The following is a 21,053-nucleotide window of genomic DNA, read 5'->3' as shown; positions in this document are numbered from 1 at the left end:
ACGTATCATTTTTTAAAAAAAAGGAATTTAATACCCTGTAATATTCTGTGAAGTGTAAGTAATTAACCAATTATTAATTGAATGTTTAATTTGATGTAATGATTGATTGAAAATCTTTTCATAAACAGAATTTAATTTTTGCATTAAGAATTTGAATTTTGTTTTAGAATATTTAACATTGACGATTAAGTAACTTACAAAACCCAAAATTATTGCCAATGACCCATCTTTTCGAAGACGAGTAAAGCACCTTAGCATCATTAGATGCACTCAAACCTAAGGGTTAGATTCCCTATTGCCGGTATTCCTACCACGGTATAATTACAATCAAGTATAAACTGAAAATTACTTCTCAATTGTAGTTATTTTGCGATTTTCGCAATCGATTGCATTAACAAATGAAAAACAAGTATTTACAATTAATCTTGTTACCCAATCTATCTATGTTTATGAAAAATGTTTACAAAAGTTTAGGCGCATTAATGATGCTCCTATTCCTTACCAGTGCGGCAACCTTTGCACAAAGAACCGTAACTGGAACAGTATTGGACGAGTATGATGTAGGACTTCCAGGGGTTTCGGTCCTAGTAAAAGGAACAACTACAGGTACTGCCACCGACATTGACGGAAAATTTTCTCTCAATGTCCCTAATGACCAAGCAGTCTTGGTCTTCTCTTTTATTGGTTACTCCGCAGTAGAGCAGGTAGTAGGTAATAGAAGTGTGATTGATATCAAAATGAATCCGGATGAAACAACACTTACAGAGCTTGTTGTGACTGGATATACAATTGATAGCAGAAGAGAAACGACTGGTGCAATTGCAACAGTTGATCCTAAAGATTTAACAATAATCCCAACAGGTAACGTAGAGCAGACTCTTCAAGGTCGTGTATCCGGTGTTACAGTTATTACTAACGGTCAGCCAGGTACTTCTTCAATTATTCGTGTTAGAGGATTTGGTGCATTTGGTGGTAACGAACCACTTTATGTTGTGGATGGAGTTCCTGTAGGCTCTACAGATTTCTTGAATCCAGATGATATTGCTTCTACTACTGTATTGAAGGATGCAGCTGCTGCGTCTATCTATGGAGCGCGTGCTGCTAACGGTGTAATTATTTATACCACTAAAAGAGGCAGAAGAGGAAATCAAAAAATCAGAGTCGACTATAATGGTATGTTCGGTGTGACCACTCCAGGTAAAGGCTTGGATATGATGAATCCTCAGGATTTTGCAGACTATACTTGGTTAGCTGAAACTAATCAGGCAATACTTGATGGTAGAGATCCAGCATATGGTCACCCACAATTTGGATCTGGTTCAACTCCTGTTTTACCATATTACATTAATGTAGGAGGAGCTTCAGGTGTTCCAGGACCATTCACTGCTGCACAATTAGAAGAAGAAAGAGCAAAATATAACATTGACCCAGCAAAAGGCCCTATTTATCAGGTAGTAAGAGCTGCTACGGGTGAAGGTACCGATTGGTATGATGCTTTGACAAGAAATGCTCCATTGAACAGACATTCAATCGGTTTGAATGGCGGTTCTGAAACTTCAAGATTCTTTATCGGTCTTGGATTCCAAGAGCAGGCAGGTATTATGATTGGTAATGAATTCAAGAGATACTCTTTAAGAGCAAACTCTGAGTTTGATGTTACCAAAAGATTAAGAATTGGTGAAAACTTCCAGGCAACGTATCGTCAAGTTCTAGGCCAGCAAGGTGGAACAGGTGGTAGAGGTGTTTCTGATGATGAAAATGATATTCTTCAGGCTTTCAGAATGCCTTCAATTATTCCAGTATACGATGAGTTTGGTGGATATGGAGGTACTGCGGCAAGAGGATTTAACAATCCAAGAAATCCAGTAGCAAACAGAGATGGACAAGTAAACAACAGAAACTTCAATGCCAATATATTTGGTAACGTTTATGCTGAGCTTGATATCATCGATGATTTGACTTTCAGAACATCTATCGGTGGTCAGTATAACAACTACTATTTCTGGGGTTATTCTAGACTTCAATATGAAAACTCTGAAAACAACTCTGCATTCGGATATAATGAAGGTTCGGGTTTTGTTTTCGGATGGACTTTTACGAATACCATGTCTTGGAAAAAGACATTTGATAAGCATGCATTCGATGTGATTGTAGGTCAAGAAGCCTTGAACACTGGTGCTGGTAGAAATATAAGTGCAAGTGGACAGAATCCTTTTTCAAGAGATCCTGACTTTATCAATATCTCTAACCTTCCAGTATCTTCAAGACAGGTTAACTCAAATTTATTTAATGGTGTAAACTTTAATTCGTATTTCGGTAGAGTTAATTATACCTATAATGATAAGTACTTGTTTAGTGCTGTTGTTAGACGTGATGGTTCTTCCAGATTTGGAGCTAATGCTAGATATGGTGTATTCCCTGCATTCTCTGCAGCTTGGAGAATTTCTTCAGAAGGATTCCTTTCAGGTTCTACGTGGATTGATGATTTAAAAATCAGAGGTGGATGGGGTCAGATGGGTAACTCCAACAACGTAGACCCAAATAACCAATATTCATTATTTGGAGGTACAGTTGGAGCATCATCCTATGACATTTCTGGTTCTAACAGTTCTGCCCTAATAGGTTTTAGAAGAACAAGAATTGGTAACCCTAATGCACAGTGGGAAACTGCTGTAACTCAAAATATTGGATTTGATGGTACATTCTTCAATGGTCGTTTAGATGTAATCTTTGATTGGTGGAAAAAGGATACAAAAGACTTGCTCTTTACAGTTCCAATTCCACTTACTGCAGGATCGAATGCAGCTCCTCCAGCGGTTAATATTGGAGAGATGTTGAATAGAGGTTTGGATTTATTCGTTTCTACAAGAGGAAATCTTTCTAGCGAGTTTACTTATGAGTTGACAGTGACGGCAAGTACCTTGAAAAATGAGATTGTTTCGCTTGCTCCAGGACTGGACATTATCACTTCTGTAAACCCAGCATATCGTGGTATTACGCCAATTAGAAATCAGGTAGGAGAGCCACTTTCTACTTTCTTTGGATACGATGTAGAAGGACTATTTAGAAATGCAGAAGATGTTTCTAGTCATGCTGTTCAGGATGGTGCTGCTCCAGGTAGATTTAAGTTTAGAGATGCAGATGGAGATGGGACAATCACTCCAAATGACCGTGTGGTTCTAGGTAATCCAGTTCCAGATTTTACTGGAGGTTTGAACTTTACCGTAGGATATAAAGGATTAGACTTATCTGCTTATTTCTACACTTCTATTGGAAATGAAATCTGGAATCAGTCTAAATGGTTTACGGACTTCTTCCAAACATTTGAGGGAGCTGCAATCTCCGAGAGATTAAAGCAAGCATGGACTCCCAATAATTTGGATGCTGAAATTCCAGTAGTAGAGAAGACTTCTAACTTTTCTACCTCAAACGTTGCCAATTCTTTCTATGTTGAAGACGGTTCTTATTTAAGACTTCAAAACGTAAGTTTGGGATATACACTTCCTGCATCTTTGTTAGAAAGATGGAGAATGGAGAGAGTTAGAGTTTTTGCTTCTGCAAATAACTTATTCACAATCTCTGGATACAGTGGATTAGATCCTGCTGTAGGTGGAGATGCTGATTTGAGCTTTGGTATTGATGTTGGTAACTATCCTGTTACTCGCGGTTATACATTTGGTGTGAATCTTAGCTTCTAAGAAAACACAATTAACAGAATCGAGTTATAGAAAATATAATTGATTAAAAAAAATGAAGAATTATAAATTAAAAATCGGAGCGCTATTGTCCTCAGCAGTCATGATGGTGGCAGTAAGCTGCAGTGATGAATTTCTAGATGTACCCCCTACAGGTTTACTTGCAGAGGCACAGCTAACATCACTTGGAGGTATTGATGCCTCGCTGATTGCAGCCTATTCTCAAGTCAATGGAAGGGGTAATAGATTAGGCTCGCCATCCAATTGGGTTTGGGGAAGTATCAGAGGTGGGGAAGCAAACAAAGGAACTGACCCTGGAGATTTCACCACAATTAACCCAATCCAGCGATTTGAAAATAATGCAGCTGGAGGTGATATGGGATCAAAATGGAACGTTTGTTACGAAGGTATTGCCCGTGCAAATAACGTATTGAGACTTCTTGCGAGCGCTCAAGAAGATGTAACGGAAGCTGATAAAATAAGAATTTCTTCTCAGGCACGTTTCCTTAGAGCTCATTTCTATTTTGAGTTAAAAAGGGATTATAATAACACCCCTTATGTTGATGAAACGGTTGATTACGGAAGTGGTCTTGAAGAAATCAGTAATAATCAGGATTTATGGCCTTTTATTGAGGCAGATATGCAATACGCAATCGATAATCTTCCTGAAACTCAATCTCAAGTAGGTAGAGTAAATTCATGGGCAGCGAAAGCATACATGGGTAAGATTCTTCTTTATCAAGGTAAGTTTGGTGCTGCGAAGTCTATGTTTGATGACGTAATTGCAAATGGCGTTACAAGCAATGGTTTGAAATATGGACTTGTCGATTATTATGATGATATGTTCCGTGGAGCAAATGATAATCATCAGGAATCTGTTTGGGCTTATCAGTCTGCAGCAGGAACGGGATCAGTATTGAATGCAAACCCAGAGTTTGATTTGAACTTCCCTTACAATACCGGTCCATCTGGTCCAGGTAACTGTTGTGGATTCTTTCAGCCTAGTTTCACTTTTGTGAATGCATTCAGAACTGCAAATGGTTTGCCTTTATTGGATAAATCATACAATGATCCAGCTAATCAGGTGAAAAATGATATGGGTTTGGTTTCTGCTGACCCATTTACTCCAGATGCTGGACCGCTTGATCCAAGACTTGATCATACTGTAGGTAGAAGAGGTATTCCTTATCTTGACTGGCAAGATCATCCAGGTGCTGCTTGGATCAGAAATCAGCCAAATGGAGGCCCTTATTCACCTAGGAAATATGTATATGCAAAGTCTGAAGAAGGTAGCTTCCAGGATAACAGTTCTTGGACTCCAGGTTATACAGGTATCAACTTTATGATCATTAGATTTGCAGATGTTCTTTTGATGGCTGCTGAAGCTGAAATTGAAACAGGAGGACTTGAAAAAGCTCGTGAGTATGTAAATAGAGTAAGAACAAGAGCGATCAATTCCAAGCTTATGAGAGAAAGTGGAGAAATGGCTGCAAATTATGATATCAGTACTTATGATTCTCCATGGACTGATGCTGATCTTGCAAGAAGAGCAGTTAGAATGGAAAGATTGTTAGAACTTGGTATGGAGGGACATAGATTCTATGACCTTGTTAGATGGAACACTGTAAAAGAAGAATTGGATTTCTACTTTGCACTTGATGGGCAGAAGCTAGCAGCAGCCCTTGGTGGAGCATCTTACACTGATAAGTTCAAATATGTACCGATTCCACAGGATCAAATCGACTTAGTAGGATCTGATATTCTAATACAGAATCCAGGTTTCTAAAATTGATTTGTAGATAATAGAAAAGAGAAGGCCTATGGTCTTCTCTTTTTGTTTTTTATAAGTACTAAAAGATAGAATTTTTTCTCATAGTCTATCAAAAATGCTAATTTGGCAGGCCCAAAACCCAATTAAAATCATTATGAAATTCCAGTATTTTCTCTGTCTAGGATTATTGTGTTGTGCAATAAGTTCCTGTAAGAAAGAGAACACCTTATTCGAATTAAAATCTCCAGAATCTACAGGTATTGACTTTGCAAATACCATTGTAGAAACTGATTCATTTAATATTCTTACCGACGAGTATATTTTTAACGGGGGAGGATTAGCCATTGCTGATTTCGATGGCAATGGATATCCGGATGTTTTTTTTACTGGAAATCAAGTAAGTAATAAGCTATACCTTAACCAAGGGGAGTTCAAATTCAAAGATATTTCTGACATTGCTGGAATCGAAGCAAGCGATAGATGGTGTACGGGAACTACTATAGTAGACATTAATTCGGATGGATTGATGGATATTTATGTTGCAGCAGCTATGATGAAAGGAGAAGGAGAAAGAAATAATTTACTTTTTGTTAATCAGGGAGTTGATGCACAAGGCAACGTAGTATTTAAAGATATGGCTGCCAAATATGGGATAGCAGATTCTGGTAATGGAATGGGGGCTGCTTTTATTGATTATGATTTAGACGGCGATTTGGATCTTTATGTCCTCAATAATGAGCAAAGTAAAGTTACCCCTAGTAATTATCGTGAAAAAATCATCGATGGATCTGCAATAAACAATGATGCTTTCTATAGAAATAATGGAGATGGAACATTTACTAATGTTACTATTGAAGTAGGTATAACCATTGAGGGTTTTGGCTTAGGTTTATTGATCGCAGACATAAACAACGATGGATGGCCTGATATCCATGTCAGCAATGATTATGTGACTAACGATATTTTATATATAAATAATCAAGATGGTACTTTTTCGAATAAAATTGGCGAACGGTTAAGACATCAAAGCCAATTTTCTATGGGGTCCGATATTGCGGATTTTAATAATGATGGACTGCCTGATATTTTTACTTTAGATATGCTTGGTGAAGGGAATTATAGAAAGAAAACTACCATAGGGAATAATGTATACCAGACATATATCAATAATGAGCAATGGGGGTATGAATATCAGTATGTGAGAAATATGCTCCATATGAATAATGGGCCAGATATGCCTTTCAGTGAAATTGGTATGATGGCTGGAGTTTACCAGACTGATTGGAGTTGGGCTCCATTATTCGGAGATGTTGATAATGATGGAATGCGAGATCTCTTGGTAACCAATGGATTTCCAAGAGATATTACGGATAAGGATTTTGCTAATTATAGGGCAGATGTAGGTAGTATAGCGTCCACAAGACAATTATTGGACTCTATTCCCATAGTAAAAATCCCAAATTATGCCTTTCGTAATGTAGGAGAACTGAAGTTTGAGGATTCTGGACAAGAGTGGGGTTTAAGCAAAGCTTCGTTTTCAAATGGCGCGGCATTGGTTGATTTTGATCTTGATGGAGACTTAGACTATATAGTAAATAATATCAATGATCCTGCTTTTGTATTTGAGAATAAACTTTCTGATGAAAAAATGGATCATAATTTTTTAAGAATCCAATTGAGAGGGACTTCTCAAAATCCGCTAGGATTAGGGGTGAAAATTTCTTTGAATCTTAATAATGGAAATTCACTATATCAAGAGCAACAAGTGGTGAGAGGCTATATGTCTTCAATTGATCCTGTTTTACATTTTGGATTAGGGAAAGAATCAAGTGTGCAAAAGATTTCCGTACTCTGGCCTGATGGAAAACAGGAAATAATAGAGAATGTTCCTGCGAATCAGGTTTTAAAGGTTGATTATTCGAATTCAAATCAAGGACCCAAAAATCTGGCAATCTTAGACTATAAAATTGGTCCACAATTGTTTTCAGAGGTTTCAAAATCTTTGGGATTAAATTATACCCACGAAGAGGTAGATAAAATTGATTTTTACATTCAGCGAACTATTCCTCATAAGTTGACTCAATATGGGCCAAGCTTAGCTGTGGGTGATATGAATGGAGACGGAATGGAGGATTTATTAGTTGGGTCTTCCAGCGGATATTTTCCTAAAGCCTTTTTTCAAGATCAAAATGGTATTTTTTCTGAAGTTGACATCTTGAAAAATGAAAATCCTGTATTTGAAGAGATGGGGATGCTTTTGGTGGATATAGATAATGATTTTGATCTAGATTTATATTTAGTTAGTGGAAGCAATGAATTTCCCCCTGAATCTGCAGAATATTCTGACCGATTATACCTTAACGATGGTAAGGGTAACTTTTCACTGGATAAAAATTTCTCATCAGTAAAAGCAAGTGGATCTACCGTGAGAGCGGCAGATTTTGATGGTGATGGATATCTTGATCTTTTTGTTGGAGGGAGAACTCCAGTTTCAAAATATCCTATGCCGGAAAAGAGTTTTCTATTAAAAAATAATAATGGAAGTCTTGAGGATGTGACAGATAAAATTGCCCCTTCCTTGAGAGAAGTTGGAATGGTGACCGATGCTGTTTGGTCAGATATTGATTTAGATGGACAGGTAGATCTTGTGGTCGTTGGTGAATTAATGGCTATCACTATATTTAGGAATGATGGAGGAGAATTTTCTAAGTTAGAGAGTACTGGGTTAGAGAACTTTTTAGGATGGTGGAACTCTATTTCGCAAGGTGATTTTGATAAGGACGGTGATACTGATTTTGTAGTAGGAAATATCGGTGCCAATAATCCATATAATCCAAGCATAGAAATGCCTGTAAAGGTATATGCCAAAGACTTTGATAATAACGGAAGTGTTGATCCTGTTACATTTGCTTATTATAAGGATCGTGAGGGAGATTACAAATCATATCCAAGCCATTTTTGGGGAGATTTATATGGCCAAAGTACTTTATTTAGAAAGAAGTATGAGCGCTATAAAACGTATGCCCTAAGTACAGAGCAAGATTTATTAACACCTGAGGAAAAAGAAGGCGCGTTAATTTTAACTGGGAATTTTGACAATTCTGCTTACATAGAGAATTTGGGTAATGGACAATTTACATTAAAAGCATTGCCTAGAATTGCTCAAATAGGACCTGCAAATGGGGTTGTCTCGGAGGATTTTGATAAGGATGGGAATCTAGATGTCGCACTGATTGGTAACGATTATGGGAATGAAATTTTTATCGGGAAGTTAGATGCCCAAATCGGATTAATCCTAAAGGGAAATGGAGAAGGAGAGTTCGAACCTATGAAAGTTACCGAAAGTGGCTTTTTGGTACCTGGTGATGGAAAAGCTTTAGTAAGAATTCCTTCAGTTCAAGGTTCTTCAATCCTAGTTGCATCTCAAAATAGAAATGAATTAAAAGCATTTCAAACTAAAAACCCTAAAGAGAGATCTTTCAAGCCAGGGGATGATGTAATGGCAGTGTATTTAGAGTTTGGTAATGGGAAAACTCAACGGGTGGAAACTACGTTTGGAGCTGGGTTTCTTTCTCAATCAAGCCGGGAAATCCCAATCTCCAAAGAAGTTAAAAGTTTAAAAACAGTTGATTATAAAGGTCAGGTAAAAGAAATTGATCTCGATCCCCAAGACTGATTTATTTATAGAGCTGTCCTGGTTGAACATGGCAGATTTCAATCATTAGCTCTGCAACTTTATCAGTTACATCCTCAAAATAAGCCTTTCCCTTTTCGGCAGAGGCTTTTTTTGGGTTTCCTATGCCGGTATCCTCAGTCACTTCAGACCATTTTCGTTCTGCCCAAGCCCATTTTTCTCTTAGACCTATGATGACTGATTTCTTTTCGGATCCATCTCCAGCCTCTTCCAAAGGAGAAACCAAATGGGGCTGCAAATGCATGATCAAGGAAGTTTCCATTTCATCAGCATGGTCGCCCATTTCTTCGAAATATTTTGTCTTATCTAATGCTTGAAACCAATTACAAGTGAATAATAACATTTCAGGAAATGAAAGTCCTAATTCCCTTAGCATGGTTTTAAAGTCATTTCCTCCATGACTATTTACGATTAAGAGCTTTTTTAATCCTTGTCTATTTAAAACCTCAATTAAATCTCTCAGTATAGCTAATTGGGTGCTTGGGTTTAGATTCATATCCAAGTATATATCAGATTGGCCTGTATTCACTCCAAATGGAATCGTAGGAAGTACAATTATATTTGCTCCTTTTTCCCAAGCTTTTCTTCCGCTTTCTTCAGCAACGGCATCAGCTTCATAAACATCAGTTCCATAAGGCATATGGTAGTTATGTGCCTCAGTTGCTCCCCAAGGTAGGATTGCTAATTCAAATCGATCTGTTTTTAGGTTTTTCCAACTTGCTTCTTTTAATATATATGGTCTCATTTTGATGGGTTTATGAATGAATTAACAGAAGATTAGTTTTTTTAGAGGCAATTTTAATAATTTCAGGCCTCATCCGAAATTAAGTTTTATGTCTGAAAGAAGAAAGTTTATAAAGAAGTCACTTTTAGGTTCTGCTTTATTTGTACCCAGTTTAGCTAATGCATTCAAAAATTCACCAAAAGATTCAATAATTGGTGAAAAGCCTCTGATTTTATCCACTTGGAACCATGGTTTGCCAGCAAATGCGGCAGCGATTTCGAAATTAAAAGAAACAGGAAGTATTCTGGATGCAATGGAAACAGGTGTCATGGATACTGAATTAGATTTAAGTAACCTTTCTGTCGGACTACAGGGGTTACCAGATAGAGAAGGCATCACAACCTTGGATGCATCTATTATGACTGGAGATGGGGCATGTGGGTCTGTTGCATTCGTAAGACAGATTAAACATCCTATTTCATTAGCTAGGGTTGTAATGGAAAAAACTCCACATGTAATGATAGTAGGAGAAGGGGCCAGACAATTAGCAATAGCAGAAGGATTTCCTTTAGAAAAGGAGGAGTTAAGCCCAAATGCGAAAGCTGCCTATGAGAAATGGAAAATAACAAGCAAGTATAAACCAATTATTAATATAGAGAACCACGATACGATAGGTATGATTGGAATAGATAAGGATGGAAATCTTGCTGGAAGTTGTACCACAAGTGGTTTGGCCTATAAAATGCATGGAAGAGTAGGAGATAGCCCGATAATAGGAGCGGGACTTTTTGTTGATAATGGAGTAGGTGCTGCTACTGCAACTGGCTTGGGAGAGTCTATCATAAAAATATGTGGTAGCTTTTTGATTGTTGAATTGATGAGACAAGGCAGGACACCTCAAGAGGCATGTGAAGAAGCTGTAAAAAGACTAATTTCAAAAAATGACAATATCAATGACCTTCAGGCAGGCTTTTTAGCGATCAGTAAAGAAGGAGAGTTCGGAGCGTACGCTGTACATCCCGGATTTAATTTCGCAAAAGGCACCTTATCCTCTAATATTATGATAGATTCTAAAAGTCACTTTTAAATGAATAAGGTTGTTCTGGAATCACCCGTATATAGTGTTGAGGCAGCTTTAGAAGCAGCAGAATATGGAGTAAATAGACTGGAGTTATGTTCCAACTTCCCAGAAGGGGGAGAAACGCCCAGTACAGGAATGTTGAAGTTTCTTAAATCGGAAGTGGATATTCCTATTTTCGTCATGATTCGACCAAGAGGAGGGGATTTCGCCTATTCCCAAAAAGAGCTTATGGTGATGAAAAGGGATATTGAATTGCTGGGTGATTTAGGAGCAGATGGATTTGTCTTTGGCGTATTGGATTATAATGGAGCTGTCAATATTTCTGCCTGTGAAACACTAATACGAACTGCATCAGGGAAACCTTGTACTTTTCATCGTGCCTTTGATGCTGCGTCAGATCATTTTGATGCTCTCGAAGAAATAATTGGTTTAGGGTTTGAACGAATTCTAACTTCGGGCGGAAAGAATACGGTGACTGAAGGCATAGAGTTATTGAAGAGTTTAATTCAGATTTCAAGAGATAGAATATCAATTATGCCTGGAGGTGGAACTAAGCCTGAGCATGTTTCAATTTTAGCGAACGAAGGATTTTTGAAAGACATTCATGCTTCTTGCAAAATTTGGAAACCAAATAAAAACAACTTTGTAAATCCAAACGTTTCATTTTCAGATGATCCTGAATCTTTTAAAAAGCACCTGTTAGTAGATCAAGAATCGGTATCTAAGTTTCTTGAAGCTATTGAATCTTTATGATTTCTCTTCGCCACACAGTACTCATTTTAATTTTGGGATTGTTTTCCTGTAGCCCAATATCTGAAAGGAAGCAACCTCCTCCTACTTTAAACCAACTGGCCTCTACGGATCTGAAGCTTAATGGGGAGCAATTGGCAGATGCTTATTGTGCAACTTGCCATTTAAAACCTGAGCCTGATATTTTGGATCAAAAAACATGGGGAGAAAAAGTTCTTCCCGATATGAGAAAAAGGTTAGGACTTTTATTGGACGAAGATATTGGTACGACGATGCCAGTGGATATGGATGTTCCAAAAGGAATATATTCTGAATTTCCATTGATTAAGAAAAAGGATTGGGATAAAATACTTAACTATTATTTAGATAATTCTCCTAGTTCTCCATATCCACAGGAAGAAAAAAGAACGGCCAAACTCGGTGTTCCGGGATTTGAGTTGATTAGGCCATCTTATTCTGAAGTTTTACCAGATTTGGTGACCATGCTTCGTATTAATCCAAATACAGGTGATTTATGGCTTGGTCACAGATTTAAATCCTTATTCATTTTAAACTCCAAATCTGGTTTTCAAATTAAAGACTCAATAGGTACTGAAACGGCACCTGTTGATATTAGATGGGTAAATCCTGATGAATTTGAATTATTGACCATGGGGCTTATGGATCCTTCAAATGATTCCATTGGCTCTGTAAATCGTTTTGAAAAATCAGGTGATAAGTGGAATTCTACAGCTGATATTAAAGATTTAAAAAGGCCTGTTGATATCGAATATGCCGATTTTAATAATGATGGAGTTTTGGATAAAGTTATCAGTGAATTTGGTGACCATGTAGGAGACTTAAGCCTCTATCTTTCTTCAAACCAAAATTGGAATAAAATCATCTTGAAAAGTGCCCCAGGGGCAAGAAAAGTAATTATTGAAGACTTAGATTCTGATGGGGACTTGGATATTCTAGCTTTGATGACACAAGCTAATGAAGGTTTTTTTGCCTTCTTAAATCAAGGTGATGGTATTTTCAAAGAAAAGGTAGTGTTGAGATTTCAACCTGCTTTCGGCTCAAGTGATTTTGTTTACGAGGATATGGATGGGGACGGTTTAAAAGATTTGGTCTTGGTCAACGGAGATAATGCCGATTTATCACAGATTCTTAAGAATTTTCATGGTGTTCGAATTTTTAAAAATCAAGGAGGTTTGAATTTCGAGCAATTTTGGTTTTATCCAATGTATGGAGCAAGTGGTTTGGAAGTTGAAGATTTTGATCAAGATGGCGACAAAGATTTATTCGTATTATCATTCTTCCCGGATAAAGAACAAAAGCCAAATCAAAATTTACTCTATTTTGAACAAACAAAAAATCACGACTTTAATCCATATACGCCATTTACAACCAATGATTCCCATTGGTTAATCATGACAAAAGGTGATTTAGATCTTGACGGGGATATGGATTTGGTAGTAGGGTCCTTTGAGTTTGATGATTTATATTCAAAACCAACAAAGCCCTGGTCTCCTATTTTAATCTTTAAAAATGAAAAGAAATAATATTTTGTAATACATGAATTTATCAGTATTTACTACTAAATTAATTTAATTTATTACTATCTATTTTTATAGATAGTATTTTTTCGGTAAATTATTCTTTCACCTTTAAATTATTTTATCTATGGTTAAGAGTTTCCAAGGAGTTAGAATGGTGGAGCCCAAAAAATCTCCTGCTTCCCAAATATTAGTTAAAGATCATATGAGTACGAATCTGGTTACTTTTAATCCGGAGGATACAATTGATATGGTCTTGGAAGTTTTAACAAAAAGGAAAATATCAGGTGCTCCTGTTCTTGATGAATCAGGTGCCTTAGTTGGGATTATTTCTGAGGTAGATTGCTTAAAAGAGATAATTAAAGGAAAGTATACCAATACCCCTAAATTTCCGGGTAAAGTCAAAGAGCATATGAGCACAGACGTGATTACTTTGGGTCAGGAATTATCACTTTTTGATGCTGCACAAAAATTTTTAGAACTAAAGATCAGAAGATTCCCGGTAATGAAGGATGGTCGATTAATAGGGCAAATAAGTTTGAGTGATATAATCAGGGCATTTCCTAAACTTCAACAGACTACTTGGTAAAAATAAAGGTCCCTGAAAGGGACCTATTTTATTTTGATCGTTGAAGTGCTTTTTCGATGTCTTCAATGATGTCATCAACATGTTCCAATCCAATAGATAGTCGGACTAACCCATCACTTATTCCTACCCTTAAGCGTTCTTCGCTAGATAATTTACTATGAGTGGTGGATGCAGGGTGGGTGACAATACTTCTACTATCTCCCAGATTAGCTGTCACAGAAATCATTTGTAATTGATCAATAAATTTCTGTGCTCTCTCTAACCCCCCTTTTAATGTTAGCGTAATAATCCCTCCGCCGTATTTCATTTGTTTTGTGGCTAAATGGAATTGAGGATGAGATTTTAAGAAGGGGTAATTTACATTTTCTAACTCAGCATTTCCCTCAAAATAGCTTGCTACTTTTAAAGCATTCTCACAATGTCTATCCATTCTTACCCCTAAAGTTTCCATACTTTTTGATAAGATCCAGGCATTGAAAGGAGAAATAGCAGGACCGGTATGTCTTGTAAAAAATTGGACCTCTTTCATTAATTCTTCTCTACCTAGAATCAATCCTCCTAGAACTCTTCCTTGCCCGTCTATATACTTTGTGGCACTATGCGTGACAATATCCGCTCCCCATTTTGCAGGTTGCTGTAAATAGGGAGTAGCAAAACAATTGTCAACTACAAGAATTAGATTATGGGCTTTTGCAAATTTCCCTGCCCATTCTAAGTCAATGATCTGAAGGCCTGGGTTAGAAGGGGTTTCAATGAATAGCATTTTGGTATTGGGCTTTAAAAGCTTTTCCCAATTTTCAATATCTGAAATATCACCATAAGTTGATGTAATTCCCCATTTAGGAAATACGCGGGTTAATAGCTGGTGAGTTGAACCAAAAAGAGATCTAGAAGCTAAAACATGGTCGCCTTGCTGTAAAAGAGAAGCGATACTTCCAAACATTGCGGCCATTCCTGAAGCTGTAGCAATACCGGATTCAGTCCCTTCAGCAGCACAAATTTTTTCAATTAATTCACTTGAATTTGGATTGGCGTATCTAGAGTAGATGTTTCCTTGGATTTCATCAGCAAACATAGCTCTTGCTTCTTCTGCAGAATCAAAAGTGAAACTAGAAGTAAGATATAAGGGTGATGAATGCTCTTTTTGATTGGATTTTGAAGAATTAATCCGAATAGAATTAGTCTCGAAGTGCTTGCTCATAGCGTAATGCCTGAATTAATAATTTAATAAAAGGCTCATCAGTTTGAGAAAGCCAAACCTAAAGCGGTCAAATCGAACTAAAATGGGGTTTTTAAAGAATAAAGCCAATTTATAGTTCCCGCTAAGGGTAGGACTTGGCACCTTTCCCAAGATTCGGGATGGTTGCCAGAGGGTCAATGAGCCTATTCTCTCGCCTCTTCTTTATAAATCAGTTGCCTGAAGTGCTACAAAGTAAACCTCCGTAAGGTTGATTTCCAAATCAATCCTTTCAATTATTAAATTGATTCATGGTTCGTTCAATACCAATAGTACAAAATGCCAAAATCATGTCAATTGCTTTGTCCATTATTATTGGTAATTCCGCAAATTCATCTTGGGTGAATCTGCCTAATACAAAGTCTACTTGCCTTCCTTTTGGAAAATCATCCCCAATTCCCATTCGTAATCTTGGATAATTTTGGCCACCGGTAAGCGCTTCTATATTTTTAAGACCATTATGACCTGCAGCACTTCCCTTAGGCTTCATTCTTAAACTTCCAAAAGGAATAGCCACATCATCTACTAAAACTAATATGTTTTCTTTCGGGATGTCAAGCTCTTTCATCCAATAATTCATAGCTTTCCCACTTAGATTCATGTAGGTGGTAGGCTTAATCAAATGAATAGCCCGACTTTTGTATTTAAACTCAGTTTTAAAAGCCAAGCGATCACTTCTCCAAGAAAGAGATTCTTTATCAGCCAACCTATCGATGGTTAAGAAGCCGATGTTATGCCTTGTTAGTTCGTATTCTGGCCCGATATTTCCCAAGCCAACGATGAGATATTTCATATAGGGATTTGTCCAATGGGTAAAAATAAAAAATCCTGCTCAGTTTAAAGAGCAGGATTTTTATCTTGATTTGTTGAAGTTTATGCTTCTTCTTCTTCTTCTTCAGTCTTCTTTCCTCTAAGCGCTCTTGGGATACCAATAGTAACCAAAGAAACGTTTGGACTAGTTAGGATATCAAAACCTTCGGCTTTTAATTCAGAAACCTTGAAAGATTTACCTAGATCAAGATTAGTAATATCCGCTTCAATGAAATCTGGAAGTTGAGAAGCTAACCCCTTAACTTTCAGTTTTCTTGTTTTGAATTCTAGTTTTCCACCTTTTGCAATACCTGGAGAACTTCCAGAAACTTTTACAGGGATTTCAAACTTGATAGGCTTATCTTCAGTATAAGCCATAAAATCAGCGTGAAGTAACATTTCACTTACTGGGTGAAATTGAGCGTCTTTTAAAACAGCCTTTACGATTGTTCCTTCGATGTTCAATTCAACCAAATGTACTTCAGGAGTGTAGATCAATTCTCTAAATAAAATGATTGGAGAATAGAAATGGATTTGCTCAGGTATACCTGGTCCATAAACAACGCAGGGTACATTGCCAGATTCTCTGATTTCATTTAGAGAGGCACTGTCGAGATTTGCTCTTTTAAACCCTATAATCTCAAGTGTTTTCATAAGATATATATTTAATAAAATTGGTTCTTAAATAAATAAAGAACTGATAGAAGTGTGACCTGTTACCGCATGAATTGCTTTTGCGAATAGATCTGCTACTGTCAAAACTTTAATTTTTGAAGATTTTTGTTTCAAAGGAATAGTATCTGTAATTACCAATTCCTGCAAAACTGAATTTTCAATATTTTCATAAGCATTTCCAGAAAGAACACCATGCGTTACAATAGCTCTTACTGAAGTAGCTCCTTTTTCCATGATAATTTGAGCTGCTTTGCACAACGTCCCCGCTGTATCTACTAAATCATCAACTAGAATGACATCTTTTCCCTCTACATCACCAATTACTTGCATGGAAGCAATTTCATTGGCTCTTTTTCTGTGCTTGTCACAGACTACCATTTCAACTTCAAAATGCTTTGCGTAAGCCCTGGCTCTTGCAACTCCCCCGACATCAGGTGCCGCGAAAATCATATTATTCAGATTCAGTGCGCTCAAATAGGGCACAAAGATAGCTGATCCATTTAAGTGATCCAAAGGTAGATCAAAAAAACCTTGAATTTGTCCTGCATGTAGGTCGCATGTCATGATCCTATCTGCACCAGCTGAAGTAATCATGTTTGCTATAGCTTTGGCAGCAATGGAAACTCTTGGCCTATCCTTTCTATCTTGTCTAGCATATCCGAAATATGGAATTACAGCACAAACTTTATAAGCACTTGCTCGCTTGGCTGCGTCAATCATTAGGCATAGTTCCAAAATATTATCACTAGGTGGATTGGTGCTTTGAATCAGAAAAACAGTACAACCACGTATAGACTCATCAAAACTTGGAGACATTTCACCATCACTAAATTTTGAAATGGTAAGTTCGCCAAGTTTTTTACCGTAGTTTTTTGAGATTTTTTCTGCTAAAACAGTGCTGTTTCCGCCTGAGAAGATTTTGACTTCGGACATATTTGGTGGTTTATTCGGAGAAGATAGTATTAGAGTTCAAAGGCAAAAATAGCAAAATTTGATGGGAAGGCTAAAACAATTAGAATTCATTCGGATATAAGTTTGTAATGAATTCTTAAAGGAAACTTATGAAAAAAATCAGTTTTTACTTTTATCTATTTTGTAACCTTAAAAACACCCCTTCTTCATCTTGAAATTATTTTTTATGGATTCAGAAAAGAAAAATAAACTTTTCAGTATCCTCAGCCTCCGTTGAGGATGAAAAGAGCAGATAGGAATGTGGCGTACACGGAAATTGAATTAGATAAAGGTATTCAGGATTGCTTGGCAAGTTTTGAATTCATTGTTAATTCTAGTACTCTTGAAAATTTACTTGATGGTAAATTTATTTTGGATATTATCACATCTAAAAATTTTGTAAATAATGGGAGAGATTCCTGAGTTGGTTTTAATCTGATTGTTGAGGATAAGTTTGGAGTTTCAGAGTCTCTATACTTGGAAGGGAAGCAAGGAAAATTAGCTTTAATTGTGAATACTTCTTATCCTATTGGAGTTCTGAAAATGGATTTATCTAATTGGGAATTGAAACCCGGGTTGTTTAATAATTCCGGATTCTACCCAAAGCAGGATATGGGTGATCCAAAATATTCCGAATTCATTAAAATTAAATAAGATGTTCAATATTCATTGATTTAAAACTCCGATCCTGTAAAAAAAAAGTAGAAAGAGGTATAACAAAAACATATACCTCTTTTTTCATAGTATTTTAGAAAAGTTGAAATAACCATCAACCAAATAATATCACATGAAAAAACGTTTTACGCTCTTTATTTTATTGTTGAGCCTATGGTCTTTTGGACTTTTTGCTCAAACTGTTCCTTCGCCCAAATCTCATTTTGGGTTTGATATTGGGGATGATTACAAATTAGCTACATTTTCTCAATCAGAAGCTTACTTTAAAAAAGTTGCTGATGCCAGCGACCGAGTGAAATTGGTTGAAATTGGAAAAACTGAATATGGCAGATCGCATCCTATGATGATAGTTACTGCACCGGCTAACTTTGATAAACTTGATCGGTACAAAGAAATCTCCCAAACTCTAGCGAGGGCAGAAATCACTAAAGAAGAAGCTGAAAAACTAGTTGTGGAAGGTAAACCTGTTGTTTGGATTGATGGAGGTTTGCATGCAAATGAAGTAGTAGGTCCACATCAATTAATTGAGACACTTTATCAATTAGCTTCTAGAACAGATGATGAGACTTTGAAAATTCTGGATAATGTAATAATCCTTCTTGTTCACGCCAATCCTGATGGGATGGAAATAATGTCTGATTGGTACATGAGAAAAGATAATCCAGAAGATAGAGATCAAAACATCCCTATTTTATATCAGAAATATGTTGGTCATGACAATAACAGGGATTTTTACATGAACAATATGAGCGAAGCAGCTAATATGTCGCTTCAGCAATATGTTGAATGGATTCCTCAGATCATTTATAACCATCATCAATCCGGGCCAGCAGGAACTGTTGTGGCAGGACCACCGTACCGTGATCCGTTTAATCATGTTTTTGATCCGCTCATAATTACAAGTCTCGATGGAGTTGGTGCAGCAATGATTAACAGAATGAATCAAGAAGATAAACCTGGGTATACACGTTTGGATGGCTCTGTTTTTTCAACTTGGTGGAATGGAGGCCTTAGAACTACTCCATATTATCATAATATTATTGGGATTCTAACTGAAATAATTGGAAACCCAACACCTTCTACTGTTCCTCTTGTACCAGATCGTTTGATACCTAATAATGGAACTCCTTACCCGGTTACACCACAGGATTGGCATTTTAGAAGGTCAATTGATTATTCTGTATCGTTGAATTATGCGATATTAAATCATGCCGTCCGACATGGCGATGAATTGCTTTCTAATATTTATTTGATGGGAAGAAATTCAATTGATAAGGGTAGCAAAGATAATTGGACCATGTATCCAAAGTATGCTAAGGCGGTTCAAGATGCATTCGAAGCTTCTCAAAAAAAGAAATCTGAGGATGACGAGGATGCTGTTTATTACGGCTTTAGATCTGGTATTCCAAAGCAGTTTTATGATTCTGTTTATAACGACCCAGAAAGAAGAGATCCAAGGGGCTATATCTTGTCAGCAGATCAGCCTGATTTCCCTACGGCAATAAAGTTCTTAAATGCTCTAATCAAATCCGGGATATTAGTTCACAAAGCCACAGAAGACTTTTCAGTAAATGGGAAATCTTATCCTGCTGGGTCTTACATCGTAAAAACCAACCAGGCTTTTAGACCTCATGTTATAGATATGTTTGAGCCACAAGATCACCCTAATGATTTCTTGTATCCAGGAGGACCTCCAATTCGGCCATATGATGCTGCAGGATGGACATTAGCTTACCAAATGGGTTCTGAAATAGATCGAATAATGGAAGATTTTGATGGGCCTTTCGAAAGAATGCCCTATGGTGAGATTTTACAACCTGAATCAAAGTCTTTGGTAAATGGATCAGGATTTTTGCTTGATGCCAGAGGTAACAACAGTTTTATGGCGGTAAATGACCTGCTCCAGGCTAAAGTAAAAGTATATAGAACTAACTCTTCTTTAGGGGGAATGCCAGCTGGATCATTTTACGTAGGGAGTGCTGGTAAAAAAGTTTTAGAGAAAGCTGCAAGTGAATATGGTGTTTATCCTGTTGCAGCCAGAGGTGTCCCTAATGGAGCGACTGAAATTGAGCCGGCTAGGATAGGCTTGTTTGATTATTACGGTGGTTCTATGCCTTCAGGTTGGGTGAGATGGATGATGGAACAATTTCATTTTCCTTTCGAATTGGTTTTCCCTCAAGAAATTGATAATGGAAGTCTAAATGATAAGTTCGATGTCTTGGTGTTTATTGGCCCAGGAATTCCAAGTGAGAATTCAAGAAGCTACAATAGAAGACAACCCGATGAGAATGAGATTCCTGAAGAATATCGTCACATGCTGGGAGGGATTTCTGTGGATAAATCAATACCTGAATTGAGAGAATTTATTGAGAATGGAGGGAATGTAATAACAGTCGGTAGCGCCACAGATCTAGCATATCACCTAGACCTACCAGTTGAGGATGCCTTAGTAGAGATGGGGCCAAATGGAGAGCCAAGACCACTTAGTGGAGAAAAGTATTATGTCCCTGGTTCAGTGTTGGAAATGCATGTCGATAATTCTGTACCTATCAATTATGGAATGGGAGGAAATGCATATATCATGTTTAACAGGAGTCCTGTTTTTAAACTTTCCCCAAATGCCGGTATTGCAGGAGTTAAACCAATTGCTTGGTTTGGAGAGGAAGAACCATTAAAAAGTGGCTGGGCTTGGGGTCAATCTTATTTAAAAAATGGGGTAACTGCGTTTGAAGCACAAATAGGAAAAGGGAAACTTTATGCATTTGGGCCTGAAATTACATTCAGAGCTCAATCACATGGAACCTTCAAAATGTTATTCAACGGATTGTATAAATAAGATTTTTAGAAATTGAATAGAAAGCTG

14 protein-coding genes and 1 riboswitch are annotated in these 21,053 nt (G+C 37.0%); of the genes, 9 read left to right on the top strand and 5 right to left on the bottom strand.

Features of this window, described 5'->3' with window-relative positions; genetic code table 11:
• Positions 1 to 443 precede the first annotated feature (443 nt).
• The 3 genes from AAGF08_RS09330 (at position 444) to AAGF08_RS09320 (ending at position 9,142) form a co-directional block, all read left to right on the top strand.
• Entirely contained in the window at positions 444 to 3,698 is a 3,255-nt protein-coding gene (locus AAGF08_RS09330; protein WP_343511030.1) for a TonB-dependent receptor, read from the top strand.
• Between the two features lie 52 nt (positions 3,699 to 3,750).
• Positions 3,751 to 5,481, top strand: coding sequence for a RagB/SusD family nutrient uptake outer membrane protein (locus tag AAGF08_RS09325; RefSeq protein WP_343510887.1), 1,731 nt, complete (start codon positions 3,751 to 3,753; stop codon positions 5,479 to 5,481).
• 139 nt (positions 5,482 to 5,620) lie between these two features.
• Positions 5,621 to 9,142 (top strand): VCBS repeat-containing protein, encoded by a 3,522-nt coding sequence (locus AAGF08_RS09320; RefSeq protein ID WP_343510886.1) that lies wholly within the window; start codon positions 5,621 to 5,623, stop codon positions 9,140 to 9,142.
• 1 nt (position 9,143) lies between these two features.
• Here the strand turns inward: AAGF08_RS09320 and AAGF08_RS09315 are convergent, their stop codons facing one another.
• Positions 9,144 to 9,905 (bottom strand): creatininase family protein, encoded by a 762-nt coding sequence (locus AAGF08_RS09315; protein WP_343510885.1) that lies wholly within the window; start codon positions 9,903 to 9,905, stop codon positions 9,144 to 9,146.
• An 88-nt stretch (positions 9,906 to 9,993) separates the two neighbouring features.
• On the opposite strand from AAGF08_RS09315, the gene AAGF08_RS09310 reads away from it, so the two are divergent.
• From AAGF08_RS09310 to AAGF08_RS09295, 4 genes are all read left to right on the top strand, one after another.
• Positions 9,994 to 10,971, top strand: a complete 978-nt coding sequence (locus tag AAGF08_RS09310) for a N(4)-(beta-N-acetylglucosaminyl)-L-asparaginase (protein WP_343510884.1) — start codon at positions 9,994 to 9,996, stop codon at positions 10,969 to 10,971.
• Positions 10,972 to 11,718 (top strand): copper homeostasis protein CutC, encoded by a 747-nt coding sequence (locus AAGF08_RS09305; RefSeq protein ID WP_343510883.1) that lies wholly within the window; start codon positions 10,972 to 10,974, stop codon positions 11,716 to 11,718.
• Positions 11,715 to 13,259 carry a VCBS repeat-containing protein gene (locus AAGF08_RS09300; RefSeq protein ID WP_343510882.1) on the top strand — a complete coding sequence of 515 codons (1,545 nt, stop codon included), beginning with the start codon at positions 11,715 to 11,717 and terminating at the stop codon, positions 13,257 to 13,259. Before AAGF08_RS09305 ends, AAGF08_RS09300 begins: the two co-directional genes overlap by 4 nt.
• A 121-nt stretch (positions 13,260 to 13,380) precedes the next feature.
• Positions 13,381 to 13,842: a CBS domain-containing protein gene (locus AAGF08_RS09295; RefSeq protein ID WP_343510881.1), complete on the top strand. Its 462-nt coding sequence runs from the start codon at positions 13,381 to 13,383 to the stop codon at positions 13,840 to 13,842.
• Positions 13,843 to 13,870: 28 nt separating this feature from the next.
• Here AAGF08_RS09295 and AAGF08_RS09290 read toward each other — a convergent pair whose 3' ends face one another.
• The 4 genes from AAGF08_RS09290 to AAGF08_RS09275 all read right to left on the bottom strand — a co-directional run bounded on the left by AAGF08_RS09290 (position 13,871) and on the right by AAGF08_RS09275 (position 17,497).
• Positions 13,871 to 15,043: an aminotransferase class I/II-fold pyridoxal phosphate-dependent enzyme gene (locus tag AAGF08_RS09290; protein WP_343510880.1), complete on the bottom strand. Its 1,173-nt coding sequence runs from the start codon at positions 15,041 to 15,043 to the stop codon at positions 13,871 to 13,873.
• 106 nt (positions 15,044 to 15,149) lie between these two features.
• A riboswitch (SAM riboswitch) is annotated at positions 15,150 to 15,253 on the bottom strand.
• 58 nt (positions 15,254 to 15,311) lie between these two features.
• Positions 15,312 to 15,872, bottom strand: coding sequence for an aminoacyl-tRNA hydrolase (gene pth, locus AAGF08_RS09285; RefSeq protein ID WP_343510879.1), 561 nt, complete (start codon positions 15,870 to 15,872; stop codon positions 15,312 to 15,314).
• 80 nt (positions 15,873 to 15,952) lie between these two features.
• Entirely contained in the window at positions 15,953 to 16,543 is a 591-nt protein-coding gene (locus tag AAGF08_RS09280; RefSeq protein ID WP_343510878.1) for a 50S ribosomal protein L25/general stress protein Ctc, read from the bottom strand.
• Positions 16,544 to 16,570: 27 nt separating this feature from the next.
• Positions 16,571 to 17,497 (bottom strand): ribose-phosphate pyrophosphokinase, encoded by a 927-nt coding sequence (locus tag AAGF08_RS09275; RefSeq protein WP_343510877.1) that lies wholly within the window; start codon positions 17,495 to 17,497, stop codon positions 16,571 to 16,573.
• Between the two features lie 258 nt (positions 17,498 to 17,755).
• Between AAGF08_RS09275 and AAGF08_RS09270 the strand changes: the two genes are divergently transcribed.
• Both AAGF08_RS09270 and AAGF08_RS09265 read left to right on the top strand, forming a co-directional pair.
• Positions 17,756 to 17,938, top strand: a complete 183-nt coding sequence (locus AAGF08_RS09270) for a hypothetical protein (protein ID WP_343510876.1) — start codon at positions 17,756 to 17,758, stop codon at positions 17,936 to 17,938.
• A gap of 364 nt (positions 17,939 to 18,302) precedes the next feature.
• Positions 18,303 to 21,026 (top strand): M14 metallopeptidase family protein, encoded by a 2,724-nt coding sequence (locus tag AAGF08_RS09265; RefSeq protein WP_343510875.1) that lies wholly within the window; start codon positions 18,303 to 18,305, stop codon positions 21,024 to 21,026.
• Positions 21,027 to 21,053 lie beyond the last annotated feature (27 nt).

It is taken from the genome of Algoriphagus sp. SE2 (assembly GCF_039563885.1).
Lineage (GTDB): Bacteria > Bacteroidota > Bacteroidia > Cytophagales > Cyclobacteriaceae > Algoriphagus.
This window is presented reverse-complemented; position numbering and strand designations above follow the sequence as displayed.